This is a genomic window from Microbacterium sp. HJ5, assembly GCF_054824025.1.
The window spans coordinates 1-15921 of record NZ_JSYE01000028.1 but is presented as its reverse complement, the minus strand read 5'-3'; the positions used below and the strand labels follow the sequence as shown (position 1 = coordinate 15921).

Sequence of the window (15921 nt, the reverse complement as noted above, 5' to 3'; positions counted from 1 at the left end):
CCCGTGTGTGGCATTTCCGTGGAACGGTCGCAACCCCGATGCCGGCGCGTCGACTCCCATCAGACGCGTGCGGCAGAACCCCCGTTGCGGCGAGCCACATCTTCCTCCGGGCGCGGCACGCGCGCAAGAGGTCCGCCGGTGCGGGGGACGACGCGTCGGCGGCGTCTCGGCCGCGTCAGCCGGCGAGGAACTCTCGGTGGTGATAGCCCTCGCGATCGAGCACGGCCACCGTCGACTCCGGCACCTCGAGGAACACCCCCGGCAGATCGTTGAGCGGCTCCGACACCACGACCTGCGCGTGATCGCCGAACGCGTCGAGACGCTCGGCGTCGGGGTACATCGCCCGCAGTGTCGGCACGTCGGCCGAATGGAAGAGCGTCCGCGACCGCCCCTGCGACGAGTAGCGGAACGCCCATACGGTGTCGCCGTCGGCGACAGCGATCGTGCCCTGCATCGGGAATCGCACCCCCGCCGCATGCCCCGCCTCTTCCACGCGCCGGATGGCCGCGCCGACCGCCGCGATCGGGTCCTCGGCCAGCCCATAGGTCAGCGCGAGGTGGAACAGCACCTCCGAGTCGGTCGTGCCCTGGACGCCCGGGTACAACGACGGGTCGATCGCCAGCACCAGCTCCCGCTTGATCGAGGCGAACTGCGCGATCCCGCCGTTGTGCATGAACAGCCAGCGATCATGCCGGAAGGGGTGGCAGTTCGTCTGCTGGATCGGCGGCCCCGCCGCCGCCCGCACGTGGGCGAAGAAGAGCGGCGAGCGCACCGCCTGGCTGATCTCGCGGAGGTTCTGGTCGTGCCACGCCGGCTCGATGGAGCGGAAGACCGCAGGCTGCGCGCCGAGCGCGGCATCCGCTCCGTACCACCCCAGCCCGAAGCCGTCGCCGTTCACGGTCTCGGCGCCGAGCGGCGAATTCAGCGACATGGCGACGACGGAATGCTGCGCGTCGAGCACGAGGGCGGAGGGCGCCAGCGCCTCACCCGTGTAGGCCAGCCAGCGGCACATGCTGCCTCCCGAGGTGTCGAGCGGCGTCCGCTCGGACGCATCGGCGCCAGAGTAGCCCCGGCGCCCTTTGCGGCGCCTGCCCCGCGGAGGGTGATTGTCACGGCCGGCCGCCTGGCCCGGGGCATCCGCTCACTGCAAGACTGGCGGCATGGCCGTTATCGAGAACTCGAAAGTCACCATCGTGGGCGCCGGCAGCGTCGGATCGAGCGCAGCGTATGCGGCGCTCATCCGCGGGTCGGCCCGGCACGTCGCGCTCTACGACATCGCGACCGAGAAGGCGGAGGCCGAGGTGCTCGACCTCGCCCACGGCGGGCAGTTCACGGGATCGAGCGACATCATCGGCGGCAGCGACATCTCGGTCGTGGAGGGGTCGCACGTCGTCGTGATCACGGCGGGCGCCAAGCAGAACCCCGGCCAGACGCGCATCGAGCTCGCAGGCGTGAACGCCGGGATCATGAAGAAGATGATGCCGCAGCTGCTCGAGGCGGCACCCGAGGCCATCTACGTCATCGTCACCAACCCGTGCGACGTGCTCACGGTGCTCGCGCAGGAGGAGACCGGCCTTCCACCGGAGCGCATCTTCGCCTCCGGCACGGTGCTCGACACATCGCGCCTGCGCTGGAAGCTCGCCGAGCGCGCGGGCGTCTCGACCGGCAGCGTGCACGCCTACATCGTGGGCGAGCACGGCGACACCGAGTTCCCGCTGTGGTCGCGGGCCACGATCGGCACCGTGCCCATCCTCGAATGGGTGACGCCTGCGGGCGACCGCATGACGGTCGACGAACTCGACCAGATCGCCATCGACGTACGCGACGCCGCCTACAAGGTGATCCAGGGCAAGGGCGCGACGAACTACGCGATCGGCCTGTCGAGCGCGCGCATCATCGAGGCGATCCTCAACGACGAGCGCGCGGTGATGCCGGTCTCGCCGGTGCTGCGCGACTTCCACGGCGTCGACGGCGTCGCGCTGTCGGTCCCGTCGGTTGTGAGCTCGGCGGGCGCGGCGCCGGTGCGCGAGACGCAGTTCGCCCCCGACGAGCTCGAGCTGTTCCACCGGTCGGCCGCGGCGCTGCGTGCGGTGGCCGACTCGCTGCGGGGGTGAGGGCCGGGCGGTCCGGCGGGCGCCGTGCTCATGATCGAGCGGATGCCGCGCGCCGGCCGCGCACGACGGATTCAGCGCACGCCGTTCCCGCCGTCCTCCACCCACCGCGCGAGGTTCTCGAGCGACGAGCTCAGCCCGGCGGCGTGGTCGTCGGCATCGATCCCCGCCGGCACGTCGGTCGCCGCGACCTCGACATAGGTGCCGCCGTCGCCCTCGGTGAACGTCCACGTCATGGTCATCGTGCCGGCGAACGCGGGGTCGTCCGACGGGAAGTCGACCTCCTCGACGATCCGCTCGGGAGGCTCGACCTCGGTACGACGCACCTCGGCGACGTCGGCGTCCGCCGACGCCTTGCCTCCGCCCTCCGGCGGCTCGTCGTAGGTGAGGACCATCCGGTATCCTCGCGCCGCGTCGAAGGTCTCGAAGCGCCCGGACATCCCGGCGGGCGGCAGCCACGCGAGCATCGCCGCCGGGTCGACGAACGCCCGGAAGACGTCGTCGGGCTCCGCCGCGATGAACCGGGATGCCGCATCCACCCGCATGCGGTCACCCTACGCCGCGCCTGGGCCCGATGTCGCGGCCCCGACGTACGCTGAGGCCATGGCCGCCACCCGACGACCCACGCAGACCGCGCCGTACCGCTGCACCGAGTGCGGGTGGACGACCATCAAGTGGGTCGGGCGCTGCGGCGAATGCCAGCAGTGGGGCACCGTGGTCGAGGCATCCGAGCCCACCGGCCTCCTGCGATCGGTGACGCCGGTCGCCCCCGGGGCCGCTCGCGCGGCGCGGCCGATCACGACCATCGACACCACTGACGCCCCCCGCCGCACGAGCGGCGTGGGCGAGTTCGACCGGGTGCTCGGCGGAGGAGTGGTGCCGGGAGCGGCGATCCTCCTGTCGGGTGAGCCGGGCGTGGGCAAGTCCACGCTGCTGCTCGAGGTCGCCGCCCGCTCCGCGCACGCCGGCCGGCGCGTGCTGTACGCATCGGCCGAAGAGTCCACCGCCCAGGTGCGGCTGCGCGCTGAGCGCACAGGCGCGCTGCACGACGAGCTCTACCTCGCGAGTGAGACCGACCTCGCCACGATCCTCGGGCACGTCGACGAGGTGCGGCCCGACCTGCTGATCGTCGACTCGGTGCAGACGGTGGCGTCGTCGCTGTCCGAGGGCATGGCGGGGCACCCGTCGCAGGTGCGCGAGGTCGCCTCGACGCTGATCCGCGTCGCGAAAGAGCGCGGGCTTCCCGTGATCATCGTGGGGCATGTGACCAAAGACGGGTCGATCGCGGGTCCGCGCATCCTCGAGCACCTCGTCGACGTCGTGTGCCACTTCGAGGGCGACCGGCAGACGTCGCTGAGGTTCGTGAGGGCGCTCAAGAACCGCTTCGGTCCGACCGACGAGGTCGGATGCTTCGACATGACAGGCGCCGGCATCGCCGAGGTGCCCGACCCCAGCGCTCTGTTCCTGGGCCACGGCACTCCCGAGCCCGGCACGTGCGTGGCCATCGCACTCGAGGGCAAGCGGGCGCTGCCCGTCGAGGTGCAGGCGCTGACGATCAAGGCGTCGTCGCCCAATCCGCGCCGCATCGTGAACGGCGTCGACGCGGCGCGCGTCGCGATGGTGCTCGCAGTGCTCGAGAAGAAGGCCGGTGTCACGACGAGCGACCAGGACGTCTACGTCTCGACGGTCGGAGGAGTTCGCTTCACCGAGCCCGCCGCCGACCTGGCGATCGCGATCGCCGTCGCTGGCGCGCTGCGGAACGAATCCACGCCGAAGACGCTCGCCGCCGTGGGCGAGCTCAGCCTCGCGGGCGAGGTGCGACCGGTGACCCAGTCGGCGCAGCGCCGGAGCGAGGCCGCGCGTCTCGGCTACGCCGACCTCATCGACAACCGCTCCGGCACGCTGCGCGGAGCGCTCGGCGACGTGCGGGCGCGGGTGCGCCCTGGGCGCGGCGACGACGTCCCGGAGTTCTGAAGCCGGGGGTCGGTGCCGGCCCGTTCGGGCCTCGCGGCTCGCTCCCGAGGTCGAGTCGCGCGACGCGACGGCCGAGACTGCGTCGTTCGCTCAGTACGGCGAGACGATGAAGACCTCGATCCCCACGCACTCCTCCGGCATGTAGCCGGCGTCCGACGGGTACGAGGCTGTGCCCGAGAAGCCGCCGCCGAGCGCGATCACGTCGCCGTCGGCGTAGTCGTCGCCGCGCCATGTGAGGGTTCCCCCTGACCACGTCGCGTCGCCTGCGGGGAAGGACGGCACCGCCATGCCGCCGTCGTGTTCGATGCGCAGGCAGCCCTCGTCGGTGCGCAGTGTGCCCTCGAGGAGGGCATCCATCCCCATCTCCGGACGCGGGTGCACGGCGAGCGGCCCGGACGCAGGGATCGACGCACCCGCCGGCGCGCATGCGCTGAGCGCGGCCGAGCCGACCACGCCGACCACTGCGAGGGCGGCGCAACGAAGAACCCGGCGCATGGCCCGAGAGTAGCGCCGCCCGCGCCTTCGCCCCAGAGACTTTCTCGGAGAATCGGCCGATTCTCGGAGCATCCGGCCGCATTCCTCCGAGAACAGAGCGATCCTCCGAGAACGGGAGGCGCTCGTGCCCCGGCAGGGCTGGGTCGGCCGTCGCCCCGGCCCCCGCCCGGGTCAGGCGTCGAGCGCGGCGATGAGATCGGCGGGAGACGCCTGCAGCGGGTGCGGACCGGCGATGTCGAAGAAGACCGCCGTGATCTGGTCCTCGTGGGTGCCGAGGAAGGCCCGCAGCCACGCCGGCGACTGCAGCGCGACGCCGGGCGGAAGGGTCTCGGGCTTGTTCGCCGCGTCGCTGAACAGCAGCAGCGCGACGTCGCCGGTGCGGGGATCACGATAGGTCCACACCTCGCCGACATCGAGCGGGTTGTCGCGCTGACCCGGGCGCATGAGCGGCACGACGGTCGGCCCGTGTCGCAGCGCGAAGGCGACGGCGGCCATGTCCTGCGTCTGGAGGGCGTCGCTCAGCTGGGTGTTGCGGAACTCCAGCGGCTCCTTCTTCGCGCGCTTCTTGCCGGCCATCCCTCCAGCGTAGACGCCGGGCTCAGCCGAGGAAGCCGCGGAGCAGCGCCTCCGTGCCGGCCAGGTGATCGAGGACCGCCGCCTCCGCGGCATCCGCTCGCCCGGCCAGGATCGCGGTGACGATGTGCTCGTGCTGGGCGTTCGAGTGCTCGATGTTGCGGGGCAGCAGCGGGAACGTGTCGAGCCACGCGTTCACGCGCGCGCGGTTCTCGGCGGCGAGCGCGACGAGCGACGGGATGCCTGCGACCTCCGCGATGGCGAGATGCAGCAGGGTGTCGAGGCGTCGGTAATCGGATTCGGATGCCGCGGCGACGGCCTCATAGCGCGCCCACAGCTCATCGCGCTTGTCGGCATCGAGGGCGCGGGATGCCGCGGCCCGGGCGGCGCCGGCTTCGATCACGCGCCGCAGGCCGAGGACGTCCTCGAGCTCGGCGGGGTCGACGTCGCCGGGGTGCGGCGGCTGCGGCAGCGGGTCGGCGACGAAGGTGCCGCCGTACCGGCCGCGCCGGCGGACGAGGTACCCGGCATCGGCGAGCTCGCGGATCGCCTCGCGCACCGTGTCGCGACTCACCGCGTACAGCGTCGCGAGCTCGCGCTCGGCCGGCAGGGACTCCCCCGGGGCGACCACGCCGAGCCGGATGGTCTGCACCAAGCGCGCAACGGTGTCCTCGAGCGCGTTACCCTCGCGCACCGGCCGGTACACGGCCTTGCGCACTTCGCGCAGCGGCGTCTCGGTCACGACGTCACCCCCGGCCACCGTACCGATTGCAGGACTGCCGGGCCGTAACTCCGCCTGTCGCCGCGGTACACCGCGCGCCACGCCGCGAGCCCGCCCCCGAGCCCGGCGAAGAGGCGGAGTTGCGGCACGCGCGGCGACGACGTCATCACAGCGGGGTGACGTAGGCGTTGGTGATGCCGCCGTCGACCACGAAGGCCGTCGCTGTGATGAACGACGCGTCGTCCGAGGCGAGGAAGGCGACCGAGGCGGCGAGCTCCTCGGGCTCGGCGAACCGGCCCATCGGCACATGCACCAGCCGGCGCTGCGCGCGCTCGGGGTCCTTCGCGAAGAGCTCCTGCAGCAGCGGGGTGTTGACCGGTCCGGGGCAGAGGGCGTTCACGCGCACGCCCTGCCGCGCGAACTGCACGCCGAGCTCGCGGGTCATCGCGAGCACGCCGCCCTTCGACGCCGTGTACGAGATCTGCGACGTCGCCGACCCGAGCAGCGCCACGAACGAGGCCGTGTTGATGATGGAGCCCTTGCCCGCCGGGACCATGTGCCGCAGCGCCGCGCGCGAGCAGAGGTACACGCTCTTGAGGTTGACGTCCTGCACGCGGTCCCACGCGGGCAGCTCGGTCGTCTCGATCGAGTCGTCGTCGGCGGGTGAGATGCCGGCGTTGTTGAAGGCGATGTCGAGGCGTCCGAACTCGGCGGCGACGCCGTCGAAGACCTCGTTGACCTGAGCCTCGTCGGCGACGTCCACCTGCCGGAACACGCCGCTCACCTCGGCGGCGGCCGCCTCGCCGGTGCGCGGGTCGAGATCGGCGATCACGACCATGGCGCCCTCGGCGGCGAAGCGGCGCGCGGTGGCGAGGCCGATCCCCGACGCCCCTCCGGTGATGATCGCGACCCGGTCCTTGAGACGCTGGGTGAGGTCGATTGTCATGGTTCCTCCGGGTGGGTCGATGAGCGGATGCCGGTCACGAGGCATCCGTCGCGAAGAAGACGTTCTTCGTCTCGGTGAAATGCTCGGCGGCGTCGGGTCCGAGCTCCCGGCCGAGGCCGGAGGCCTTCATGCCGCCGAACGGCGTCCAGTACCGCACCGACGAGTGGGAGTTGACCGACAGCACGCCGCTCTTGACCGCGCGCGAGACGCGTACGGCACGGCCGAGGTTCTCGGTCCAGATCGATCCGGCAAGGCCGTAGATGGTGTCGTTGGCGAGCCGGATGCCGTCGGCCTCGTCGTCGAAGGGCAGGACGGCGACGACCGGCCCGAAGACCTCTTCCTGCGCCAGGCGGTCCTGGCGTCCGGCGAGCACGACCGTCGGCGCGAACCAGAAGCCGTCGCCCTCGGGCGCCGAGCCGCGGAAGGCGACATCGGCGCCGTCGAGGAACGACGACACCGTGTCACGGTGACCGGCCGAGATGAGCGGGCCCATCTGCGTCGACGCGAGCGACGGGTCGCCCACCCTCCAGTCGCGCACCGCCGGTTCGAGCAGCTCGAGGAACCGGTCGTACACCGACCGCTGCACGAGGAGGCGGCTGCGGGCGCAGCAGTCCTGACCGGCGTTGTCGAACACCGCGCCAGGCGCCGAGGCGGCGGCGAGCTCGAGATCGGCGTCGTCGAAGACGATGTTGGCGCTCTTGCCGCCGAGCTCGAGGGTGACGGGCTTGAGCGCACGGGCGCAGCCGGCCGCCACCTCGGTGCCCACCTCGGTCGAGCCGGTGAACACGACCTTGCGCACGTCGGGGTGCGACACGAACCGCTGGCCGACGACCGAGCCCGACCCGGTGACGACGGCGAACAGCCCCTCGGGCAGCCCGGCTTCGAGCGCGAGCTCGCCCAGGCGCACCGCCGTCAGCGGCGTGAGCTCCGCGGGCTTCATCACCACGGCGTTTCCCGCGGCGAGTGCCGGCGCGAAGCCCCACGAGGCGATCGTCATCGGGAAGTTCCAGGGCACGATGATCCCGACCACGCCGAACGGCTCGTGGAAGGTCACGTCGAGTCCGCCGGCGACCGGGATCTGCTGCCCGCTCAGCCGCTCGGGCGCGCCGGCGGAGAAGTTGAGCACCTGCGCGACGTGCGACGCCTCCCACCGGGCCGACTCGATCGGATGCCCCGAATTGAGCACCTCGAGCTGCGCGAGCTCCTCGACGTGGTCCTCGACCACGCGGGCGAACCGCCGCAGCGCATCGGCCCGGGCGACGGGGGCGAGCCCGGCCCAGGACCTCTGCGCCACGACGGCTCGGTCTATGACGGCATCCACCTCGTCGACGGAAGCACGCGCCACGTCGCGGATCGGCTGCGCCGTCGTCGGGTTGATGAGGGTGAAGGCGCTGTTCACGCGTGCACCCCCGCGCGGCGGGATCCCGAGAAGACGGATGCCTCGGCCACGAGTCCGGCGAAGAGCCGGCGATCCTCGAGATTCTCCTCAGGGTGCCACTGCACCCCGACGACGTACTGGTCACCCTCGGACTCGAAGGCCTGCACGAGCCCGTCGTCGGTGCGCGCGCTGACGACGAGGCCCTCGCCGAGCCGATCGACGCCCTGATGGTGGTAGCTGTGCACGTCGAGGGCACCCTCGCCGACGAGGCCCGCCAGGCGCGAGTCAGCGTCCACGGTCACCTCGTTCGTCGCGAACACCCCGCCGCCGATGCGATACCGCTCGGTGCCGAGCGCGTCGGGGAGGTGCTGGTGCAGCGTGCCGCCGCGAGCGACGTTGACGAGCTGCAGCCCGCGGCAGATCGCGAGCACCGGCATCCGCCGCTCTTCCGCGCCGCGGAACAGGGCGAGCTCCCACGCGTCGCGATCGGGCCGCGCGGCGTCGGTGAGCGGATGCCGCTCCGCTCCGTACAGGGCGGGTTCCACGTCGAGTCCCCCGGTCAGGATGAGGCCGTCGAGGCCGTCGAGCACCGCCGGGGCCGCGGCATCCGGTCCCGGCTGCGGGGGAAGGAGCACCGCGATGCCGCCCGACGCGGTGACCGCGTCGAAGTACTGCTGCGGCAGGAACGCGGCACGCACGTCCCACACCCCCTGCTTCGCCTGCTCCAGGTAGGTGGTGAGGCCGATGACCGGCCGCCGCGTCTCAGAGGCGCTCAAATCCACGCACCCTTTCCCAATCGGTCACGGCGGCGTCGTAGGCCTCGACCTCGATGCGCGCCTGGTTCAGATAGTGGTCGACCATCTCGTCGCCGAAGGCGGCGCGTGCGATGGCGGACTCGTCGAAGAGCTGCGCGGCCTCGCGCAGCGTGGTCGGGAGGTGGTCGACGCCGGCCGCGTAGGCGTTGCCGGTGAGCGCGTCGGGGAGCGGCAGCTCGTGCTCGACGCCATGCAGCCCACCCGCGATGATCGCCGAGATCGCCAGGTACGGGTTCACGTCGCCGCCCGGCACGCGGTTCTCGACGCGCAGCGACGAGCCGTGACCGACGACGCGCAGCGCGCACGTGCGGTTGTCGACGCCCCACGCCACGCCCGTCGGAGCGAACGAGCCCTGGGCGTAGCGCTTGTAGGAGTTGATCGTCGGCGCGTACAGCAGGGTGAACTCGCGCAGCGTCGCGAGGATGCCGGCGATCCAGTGCTCCATGAGCGGGCTGAAGCCGTGCTCGCCGTCGCCCGCCATGACGGGCTCGCCCGCGTCGGAGCGCAGCGAAAGGTGGATGTGGCAGCTGTTGCCCTCGCGCTCGTTGAACTTGGCCATGAACGTGATGGCCTTGCCGTGCGCGTCGGCGATCGACTTGGCGCCGTTCTTGTAGATCGTGTGCTGGTCGGCCGTCTCGAGCGCCTCGGCGTAGCGGAACGCGATCTCCTGCTGCCCGAGGTTGCATTCGCCCTTCACGCCTTCGGTGTAGAGCCCGGCGCCGTCCATGCTCAGCCGGATGTCGCGCAGCAGGGGCTCGAGCCTCCCGGAGGCGAGCAGGTCGTAGTCGACGTTGTAGTCGGTCGAGGGCTTGAGGTCGCGGTAGCCCTTGGCCCAGGCATCCCGATACGAATCGTCGAAGACGATGAACTCGAGCTCGGTGCCGGAGTAGGCGACCAGTCCGCGGTCGGCGAGGCGGGTGCGCTGGCGCTTGAGGATGTCGCGCGGCGACTGCACGACCGGATCGCCGTTCTCCCACCCGAGGTCAGCCATGATGAGCGCGCTGCCCGGTACCCACGGCACGCGCCGGAGCGTCGCCGGGTCGCTGAGCAGCATCATGTCGCCGTAGCCCTTCTCCCAGCTCGACATCGCGTAGCCGTCGACGGTGTTCATGTCGACGTCGACCGAGAGCAGGTAGTTGCAGGCCTCGGCGCCGTGCGGGAAGACCTCCTCCTGGAACAGGCGCGCCGACACGCGCTTGCCCACGAGCCGCCCCTGGGCATCGGCGAACGCGACGATCACGGTGTCGATCTCGCCCGCCGCGATCGCGGTGTTCAGGTCCTCGACGCTCAGGTTGCCCGGCATTCATCCGTCCTTCCGGTTCCGACTCCGACCTTTGGATCGGGATGCCCCCGTATCCGCGCCCGTCAACTGTAACGACCAATCTGCATCCAAAGGTAGACACAACCAGCCAATAGGCGTCACAATCATGCGCAACGGCGGTTCCCGACCCTGGAATCGCCCTCTCCCCGGCGCAGGCACTCGGGCCGCGCCGCCGAACCGAACGCGCGGAGGTCGCATGTCCGGCACCCAGAGCTCTGTATCCGGCGTCACCTACACCAGGGCGGAGGCCGGGTACTTCGAGAAGCGCAGGCTGCGCCGCAGCGCCGGCGTCTGGGGCCTGTGGGGACTCGGCGTCGCCGCGGTCGTCTCGGGCGACTTCTCGGGCTGGAACGTCGGGCTCGGCACGACCGGGTGGGGGGCGATGCTCATCGGCACGCTACTGATCACCGTGATGTTCTTCACGATGATCTTCTCGATCGGCGAGATGTCGGCGGCCATGCCGCACACGGGCGGCGCCTACTCCTTCTCGCGCGCGGCGATGGGGCCCTGGGGCGGGTTCCTGACAGGCTTCGCCGAGACGATCGAGTACGTCGTGACGACGGCCGTGATCGTCTGGTTCTCGGGGGTCTATGCCGATTCGGCGCTCTCCGCGCTCACGGGCGTCTCGCTGCCCGCGCCGGTGTGGTGGGGCATCTTCTACGTGCTGTTCATCGGCCTGAACTCGCTCGGCGCCTCCATCGGGTTCCGGTTCGCGCTGGTCGTCGCGATCATCTCCCTCGGCGTGATCGCGTTCTTCGCCATCGCGGCGTTCGCCACCGGATCCGTCGATTTCTCGCGGCTGTTCGACATCACCCCCACCGGTGGCAACACCGAATTCCTGCCGTTCGGCGGCATCGGCATCCTCTTCGCGCTGCCGTTCGCCATCTGGTTCTTCCTCGGGATCGAGGAGCTCCCGCTCGCCGCGGAGGAATCCCACACGCCTGCGAAGGACATCCCGAAGGCCAGCGTCTGGGGCGTCGTCACCCTCACGATCTCGGGCCTCATCGTGCTGTTCCTCAACCCGGCCGTCACCGGCACCGAGGCGATCACCGTCTCGCCGGGCGACGGGGACGAGCCGCTGCTCGCCGGGTTCCGCGTCTTCCTGCCCGAAGAGCTCGCGGCGGTGCTTGCGCTCTTCGCGCTCGTCGGCCTGCTCGCCTCGCTGCAGGGCATCATGTTCGCCTACGGGCGCAACATGTACTCGCTGTCGCGGGCCGGCTACTACCCGAAGTTCCTCTCGCTCACGGGGCGGCGGCACCAGACGCCGTGGGTGGCGCTCCTCGTCGGGGGGATCATCGGCTACCTCATCCTGGTACTCGTGCTGCTCGTGATCCCGGCGGTGAACCCGGATGCAGCGGGTTCGGCCAGCGGGGTCATCCTCTTCATCGCCGTCTTCGGAGCCGTCATCTCCTACATGATGCAGATGATCGCCTTCGTCGTGCTGCGCAAGAAGTTCCCGAACGCGAACCGCCCGTGGAAGTCGCCGACCGGCATCTGGGGTGCGGTCGTCGCGGGCGTGATCGCGTTCGGGGCATTCCTCGGCATCCTGCTGAACAGCGTGTTCGCCACGGCCGTCATCACGTTCCTCGTGGTCTTCGTCGTCGGCATCGCGCTGTTCGCTCTGTGGGGCCGCACGCGCCTGGTGCTCTCGCCGGAGGAGGAGTACGCGCTGTCCGGCGGCGCGCATGGCGACCCGCAGGCCGAGGGATACGACGCGATGGAGTCCGAGGTGTTCGGCGGGGAGAAGAAGCCCTAGCAAGGGGGACACGGGGGCGGAGTGGTCCGGGGGGACGCTCCGCCCCTTCCCTTTGCGCACGGGCCTTGCTGCGCGACCGGGGCTCGGTGCTGATCGCCACCGGGTCTCGGACGCCGCCCTCGGACCGATCGCCCGCCGGACGCGAGCGACCCCCTCGTGCCGTCCTCCCAGGGACGACGCGAGAGGGCACACTGCTCGCCGGGTGGCTCGCCTGCTCGATGGGGTTCGAGACTGCTGCTGGGGGACAGCGTCGAGCCGGGTCACGGGAGCTGTTACTAGGCTACGCCTCTAATCCTGAGGGTGGTGTCCCCCGTTCGGCGGACATGCAGCGGGCAATATAGCGCAAAACCTGAGCCCTTGTCCTCCAAAGTGGGGACAGACAAGGTCCAACCAATCGTCGTACCCTAGTTCACGAGGTGTCCCCAGCACCTCCGAGAGCAGTGTCCCCAGCACTCTCTCATCATTGTCGGACATCGCGCGCCATGGGGTGTGCCCGAATTGACCGACGATGGCAGGCCCCCGGGAGTCCCCAACCCCGGGGGCCTTTTCATGCCCTCATGAAGGCCCGTGAACGGATGCCTCGGACCGCCGCGCAGTCGAGGCCGAGAACGACGGCGTACCCGGCCCCGCCGTGGGCCTCGGTGGCTGCTGGCCGGATCCGGCTCCGGGCTCGGGCCGACTGCCCGACGGCCGCGAGGTCAGTACAGCAGGAACTGCGCCGTCTCGGTCGAGGCGATGCCGCCGATCTCGACCGCGAGGTGGTACGAGGCGCCGCCGCCGGGAGCCCGGGGCCGCGTGTCGTCGTCGCAGGTGCCGACCGCCGAGCGCGTGCGGTCCCACGTGAGGGGCGAGGCGCTCGAGACCGTCTGGCCGGCGGTGAGCAGCACGATCATCTCGCTGGGCTGGCTCTGGCAGTCGGTCGAGCGCCACCACACATCGCTGCCGCTTGTAACGGTGAACGACTGTCCGCTGGTGCCGACGTTGAGGGTGCAGTCCGTCGAGCCGTTGTTCGTGAGGCTGATCGAGAAGGCCGGCTTCTGGTCGCCCGAGTACGAGTCGGCGCTCGTGACGGCCTCGACCGTCACGTCGCCTTCGGTGCACGCCTGGGCGGCGGGAGAGCCGGACGGCGACGGGCTCGGCGACGCCGCCGAGCCGATCGTCTCGTCGGCGGGTGTCGCACCGCGCGTCGCTTCCGTCGAGGGGACCGGCAGCGAGTCCGCGCCGCCTTGCGAATCGGATGCCTCCGCCGGCGTGCCCTCCGAGGCCGATCCGCTCCACGGCTGGGCGACCAGCAGCCACACCACACCGAGGACGACGAGCAGCATCGCGCTGAGCACGACCATCCGGCGGCGACGGTACACCGCGGGGGAGTGTCGCCTGCGCGGGCTGGTCGAGGTCATGAGACAAGGGTAGGCGGCGGCATCCGGTCCCCCGGGTCGGCGCGCCCGCCGGCGCGCTCACAGCCCGCGCATGGGACCGGCTCGGTAGGCTCGTGGCGACCCCAGGAGGATCCCATGAAGTGCCCCACCGACGGTTCCGTTCTCGTGATGAGCGAGCGCTCAGGCGTGGAGATCGACTACTGCCCGACGTGTCGCGGGGTATGGCTCGACCGCGGCGAGCTCGACAAGATCCTCGAGCGGGCGGCGCGCGAGGCGGGCGGCGCTTCGGCCGCTCCCGCCGCGCCGGCCGCACCCGCCGCGCCGGCCGCCCCGGGTTACGGCACGGGCTACCCGCAGGGCGGACAGGGCTACGCCCCGCCGGCCCAGGATCCCTACGGCCAGCAGCAGTACGACCCGCGCTACGGCCAGCAGGGCTACGACCAGGGCTACAACCGCCGCAAGAAGAAGGAGCACTGGCTCAGCGACCTCTTCGACTGACCGCTCGCGGGCAGAGGCACCCGCTCAGAGGTTCTTCAGCATCCTCGTGTTGCCCAGGGTGTTCGGCTTCACGTGCGCGAGGTCGAGGAACTCGGCGACGCCCTCGTCAGGCGAGCGGATGAGCTGCGAGTAGACGTCGGGATCGACGACCTGCTCTCCGATCTCGGTGAAGCCGCGGCGCGTGAAGAAGTCGACCTCGAAGGTCAGGCAGAAGAGCCGCGAGAGGCCGAGCGTGCGGGCCTGCGTCTCGAGCGCCTCGACGATCGCGCGACCGACTCCGTGATGCAGCCACTCGTCTACGACGATCAGCGTGCGGATCTCGCCGAGGTCCTCCCACATGACGTGGAGGGCGCCGCAGCCGATGAGATTGCCGTCGGGGTCTTCGGCGACGACGAACTGCTGGGTCGCCTCGTACAGGACGACGAGGTCCTTGCCCAGCAGGATCCGGCGCTGCACGAACGGCTCGAGCATGTCCTGGATGCCGCGCACGTCGCGCGTGCGCGCGGGCCGCACCGTGATCTCGGTCATCCGTCCAGGGTAGTTGCCGCCCGACGCCGAAACGACGAGGAGCGGATGCCGCAGCATCCGCTCCTCGTTCGATGGGGTCAGGTCAGTCCGACGTGATCGCCAGGTCGGGCGTCGCGGTGATCTCACCGTTGTGCACGACGCCGACCGCCACCTTCTCGCCGCGGGGTCCGCTCTCGAAGATGAACTCCCCGTTGACGGCGTCGACCTTCACGTGGTCGCCGGCGTCGAGCTCGCCGTGGAGGATCTTCTCGGACAGGCGGTCCTCGACCTCCCGCTGCATCGCACGACGCAGCGGGCGCGCTCCGAGCGCCGGGTCGAACCCGATGTCGATGAGACGCTCCTTGGCGGCCTGCGACAGCTCGATCGTCATGTCGCGGTCGAGCAGGCGCTCGCCCAGGCGCTTCGTGAACAGGTCGACGATCTGCACCAGCTCGTCCTTCGAGAGCTGCGGGAACACGATGACGTCGTCGAGACGGTTGAGGAACTCGGGCTTGAAGTTGCGCTTGAGCTCTTCGTCGACCTTGCCCTTCATCCGCTCGTACGAGGTCGCGGCGTTGCCCTCGACCTGGAACCCGACCGGACCACCGGCGATCGCCGACGAGCCGAGGTTCGTCGTCATGATGATCACGGTGTTCTTGAAGTCGACCACGCGGCCCTGACCGTCGGTCAGGCGACCCTCCTCGAGGATCTGCAGGAGCGAGTTGAAGATGTCGGGGTGGGCCTTCTCGATCTCGTCGAAGAGCACGACCGAGAACGGCTTGCGGCGCACCTTCTCGGTGAGCTGGCCGCCCTCTTCGAAGCCGACGAAGCCGGGAGGAGCACCGAACAGACGCGAAACGGTGTGCTTCTCACCGAACTCCGACATGTCGAGCGAGATCAGCGCGGCCTCGTCGTCGAACAGGAACTCGGCGAGTGCCTTGGCGAGCTCGGTCTTTCCGACGCCCGTGGGGCCGGCGAAGATGAACGAGCCCGACGGACGCTTCGGGTCCTTGAGGCCGGCGCGCTGGCGGCGGATCGTCTTGGACAGCGCGGCGATCGCCTCTTCCTGGCCGATGACGCGCTGGTGCAGCGCCTTCTCCATGAAGACCAGTCGCGAGCTCTCCTCTTCGGTGAGCTTGAAGACCGGGATGCCGGTGGCCTGAGCGAGCACTTCGGCGATCAGCCCTTCGTCGACGACCGCGTGCGAGGCGACGTCACCCGAGCGCCACTGCTTCTCGAGGCGGAGGCGCTCCGCGAGGAGCGACTTCTCCTCGTCGCGCAGCGACGCGGCCTTCTCGAAGTCCTGCTCCTCGGAGGCGACTTCCTTCTGCTCGCGGACCTTGGCGATCTTCTCGTCGAACTCGCGCAGTTCGGGCGGGCTGGACAGGATCGACAGACGCAAGCGCGCGCCGGCCTCGTCGATCAGGTCGATCGCCTTGTCGGGCAG

General features: G+C 70.6%; 16 protein-coding genes. 4 read left to right on the top strand and 12 right to left on the bottom strand.

The features are described from left to right. Window positions 1-175 precede the first annotated feature (175 nt). Window positions 176-1012, bottom strand: a complete 837-nt coding sequence (locus OB08_RS12760) for a class II glutamine amidotransferase (protein ID WP_461475292.1) — start codon at window positions 1010-1012, stop codon at window positions 176-178. 148 nt (window positions 1013-1160) lie between these two features. On the opposite strand from OB08_RS12760, the gene OB08_RS12755 reads away from it, so the two are divergent. Further along, window positions 1161-2114: an L-lactate dehydrogenase gene (locus OB08_RS12755; protein WP_461475290.1), complete on the top strand. Its 954-nt coding sequence runs from the start codon at window positions 1161-1163 to the stop codon at window positions 2112-2114. 71 nt (window positions 2115-2185) lie between these two features. Here the strand turns inward: OB08_RS12755 and OB08_RS12750 are convergent, their stop codons facing one another. Further along, window positions 2186-2656 carry an SRPBCC domain-containing protein gene (locus OB08_RS12750; protein WP_461475288.1) on the bottom strand — a complete coding sequence of 157 codons (471 nt, stop codon included), beginning with the start codon at window positions 2654-2656 and terminating at the stop codon, window positions 2186-2188. 58 nt (window positions 2657-2714) lie between these two features. Here OB08_RS12750 and radA point away from each other — a divergent pair, with 58 nt between their 5' ends. Continuing rightward, on the top strand, window positions 2715-4085 hold the full coding sequence (gene radA, locus OB08_RS12745) for a DNA repair protein RadA (protein ID WP_461475286.1): 1371 nt from the start codon (window positions 2715-2717) through the stop codon (window positions 4083-4085). A 90-nt stretch (window positions 4086-4175) separates the two neighbouring features. On the opposite strand, the gene OB08_RS12740 is transcribed toward radA, so the two are convergent. The 7 genes from OB08_RS12740 to OB08_RS12710 all read right to left on the bottom strand — a co-directional run bounded on the left by OB08_RS12740 (window position 4176) and on the right by OB08_RS12710 (window position 10316). Beyond that, window positions 4176-4580 carry a hypothetical protein gene (locus tag OB08_RS12740; protein WP_461475284.1) on the bottom strand — a complete coding sequence of 135 codons (405 nt, stop codon included), beginning with the start codon at window positions 4578-4580 and terminating at the stop codon, window positions 4176-4178. A gap of 171 nt (window positions 4581-4751) precedes the next feature. Continuing rightward, window positions 4752-5156, bottom strand: coding sequence for a dehydrogenase (locus OB08_RS12735; RefSeq protein WP_461475282.1), 405 nt, complete (start codon window positions 5154-5156; stop codon window positions 4752-4754). Between the two features lie 22 nt (window positions 5157-5178). Beyond that, the gene (locus OB08_RS12730) at window positions 5179-5895 is read right to left on the bottom strand and encodes a FadR/GntR family transcriptional regulator (RefSeq protein WP_461475280.1); all 717 of its coding nucleotides are present in this window, start codon (window positions 5893-5895) and stop codon (window positions 5179-5181) included. A gap of 145 nt (window positions 5896-6040) precedes the next feature. Next, the gene (locus tag OB08_RS12725; RefSeq protein WP_461475278.1) at window positions 6041-6820 is read right to left on the bottom strand and encodes a 3-oxoacyl-ACP reductase; all 780 of its coding nucleotides are present in this window, start codon (window positions 6818-6820) and stop codon (window positions 6041-6043) included. A gap of 34 nt (window positions 6821-6854) precedes the next feature. Continuing rightward, complete coding sequence (locus OB08_RS12720; RefSeq protein ID WP_461475276.1) at window positions 6855-8219, bottom strand: aldehyde dehydrogenase family protein; 1365 nt, start codon at window positions 8217-8219, stop codon at window positions 6855-6857. Next, window positions 8216-8974, bottom strand: a complete 759-nt coding sequence (locus tag OB08_RS12715; RefSeq protein WP_461475274.1) for a gamma-glutamyl-gamma-aminobutyrate hydrolase family protein — start codon at window positions 8972-8974, stop codon at window positions 8216-8218. Before OB08_RS12715 ends, OB08_RS12720 begins: the two co-directional genes overlap by 4 nt. Further along, complete coding sequence (locus OB08_RS12710) at window positions 8961-10316, bottom strand: glutamine synthetase family protein (protein ID WP_461475272.1); 1356 nt, start codon at window positions 10314-10316, stop codon at window positions 8961-8963. The genes OB08_RS12715 and OB08_RS12710 overlap by 14 nt, the downstream gene beginning before the upstream one ends. Before the next feature lie 214 nt (window positions 10317-10530). Here OB08_RS12710 and OB08_RS12705 point away from each other — a divergent pair, with 214 nt between their 5' ends. Further along, complete coding sequence (locus tag OB08_RS12705; protein ID WP_461475270.1) at window positions 10531-12090, top strand: amino acid permease; 1560 nt, start codon at window positions 10531-10533, stop codon at window positions 12088-12090. A 698-nt stretch (window positions 12091-12788) separates the two neighbouring features. Here OB08_RS12705 and OB08_RS12700 read toward each other — a convergent pair. Then, the gene (locus tag OB08_RS12700; RefSeq protein ID WP_461475269.1) at window positions 12789-13490 is read right to left on the bottom strand and encodes a hypothetical protein; all 702 of its coding nucleotides are present in this window, start codon (window positions 13488-13490) and stop codon (window positions 12789-12791) included. A 114-nt stretch (window positions 13491-13604) separates the two neighbouring features. On the opposite strand from OB08_RS12700, the gene OB08_RS12695 reads away from it, so the two are divergent. Beyond that, window positions 13605-13967 (top strand): TFIIB-type zinc ribbon-containing protein, encoded by a 363-nt coding sequence (locus OB08_RS12695; RefSeq protein ID WP_461475267.1) that lies wholly within the window; start codon window positions 13605-13607, stop codon window positions 13965-13967. A gap of 24 nt (window positions 13968-13991) precedes the next feature. On the opposite strand, the gene OB08_RS12690 is transcribed toward OB08_RS12695, so the two are convergent. Both OB08_RS12690 and OB08_RS12685 read right to left on the bottom strand, forming a co-directional pair. Next, window positions 13992-14495 carry an amino-acid N-acetyltransferase gene (locus tag OB08_RS12690; protein ID WP_461475265.1) on the bottom strand — a complete coding sequence of 168 codons (504 nt, stop codon included), beginning with the start codon at window positions 14493-14495 and terminating at the stop codon, window positions 13992-13994. 82 nt (window positions 14496-14577) lie between these two features. Next, on the bottom strand, window positions 14578-15921 hold a 1344-nt coding region (locus tag OB08_RS12685), incomplete at its 5' end, for an AAA family ATPase (protein ID WP_461475263.1).

Bases quoted from the DNA above. Each gene is read 5' to 3' on its own strand.
- OB08_RS12760 (WP_461475292.1), bottom strand. From the start codon at position 1,012: ATGTGCCGCTGGCTGGCCTACACGGGTGAGGCGCTGGCGCCCTCCGCC.
- OB08_RS12755 (WP_461475290.1), top strand. From the start codon at position 1,161: ATGGCCGTTATCGAGAACTCGAAAGTCACCATCGTGGGCGCCGGCAGC.
- OB08_RS12750 (WP_461475288.1), bottom strand. From the start codon at position 2,656: ATGCGGGTGGATGCGGCATCCCGGTTCATCGCGGCGGAGCCCGACGAC.
- radA (WP_461475286.1), top strand. From the start codon at position 2,715: ATGGCCGCCACCCGACGACCCACGCAGACCGCGCCGTACCGCTGCACC.
- OB08_RS12740 (WP_461475284.1), bottom strand. From the start codon at position 4,580: ATGCGCCGGGTTCTTCGTTGCGCCGCCCTCGCAGTGGTCGGCGTGGTC.
- OB08_RS12735 (WP_461475282.1), bottom strand. From the start codon at position 5,156: ATGGCCGGCAAGAAGCGCGCGAAGAAGGAGCCGCTGGAGTTCCGCAAC.
- OB08_RS12725 (WP_461475278.1), bottom strand. From the start codon at position 6,820: ATGACAATCGACCTCACCCAGCGTCTCAAGGACCGGGTCGCGATCATC.
- OB08_RS12710 (WP_461475272.1), bottom strand. From the start codon at position 10,316: ATGCCGGGCAACCTGAGCGTCGAGGACCTGAACACCGCGATCGCGGCG.
- OB08_RS12705 (WP_461475270.1), top strand. From the start codon at position 10,531: ATGTCCGGCACCCAGAGCTCTGTATCCGGCGTCACCTACACCAGGGCG.
- OB08_RS12700 (WP_461475269.1), bottom strand. From the start codon at position 13,490: ATGACCTCGACCAGCCCGCGCAGGCGACACTCCCCCGCGGTGTACCGT.
- OB08_RS12695 (WP_461475267.1), top strand. From the start codon at position 13,605: ATGAAGTGCCCCACCGACGGTTCCGTTCTCGTGATGAGCGAGCGCTCA.
- OB08_RS12690 (WP_461475265.1), bottom strand. From the start codon at position 14,495: ATGACCGAGATCACGGTGCGGCCCGCGCGCACGCGCGACGTGCGCGGC.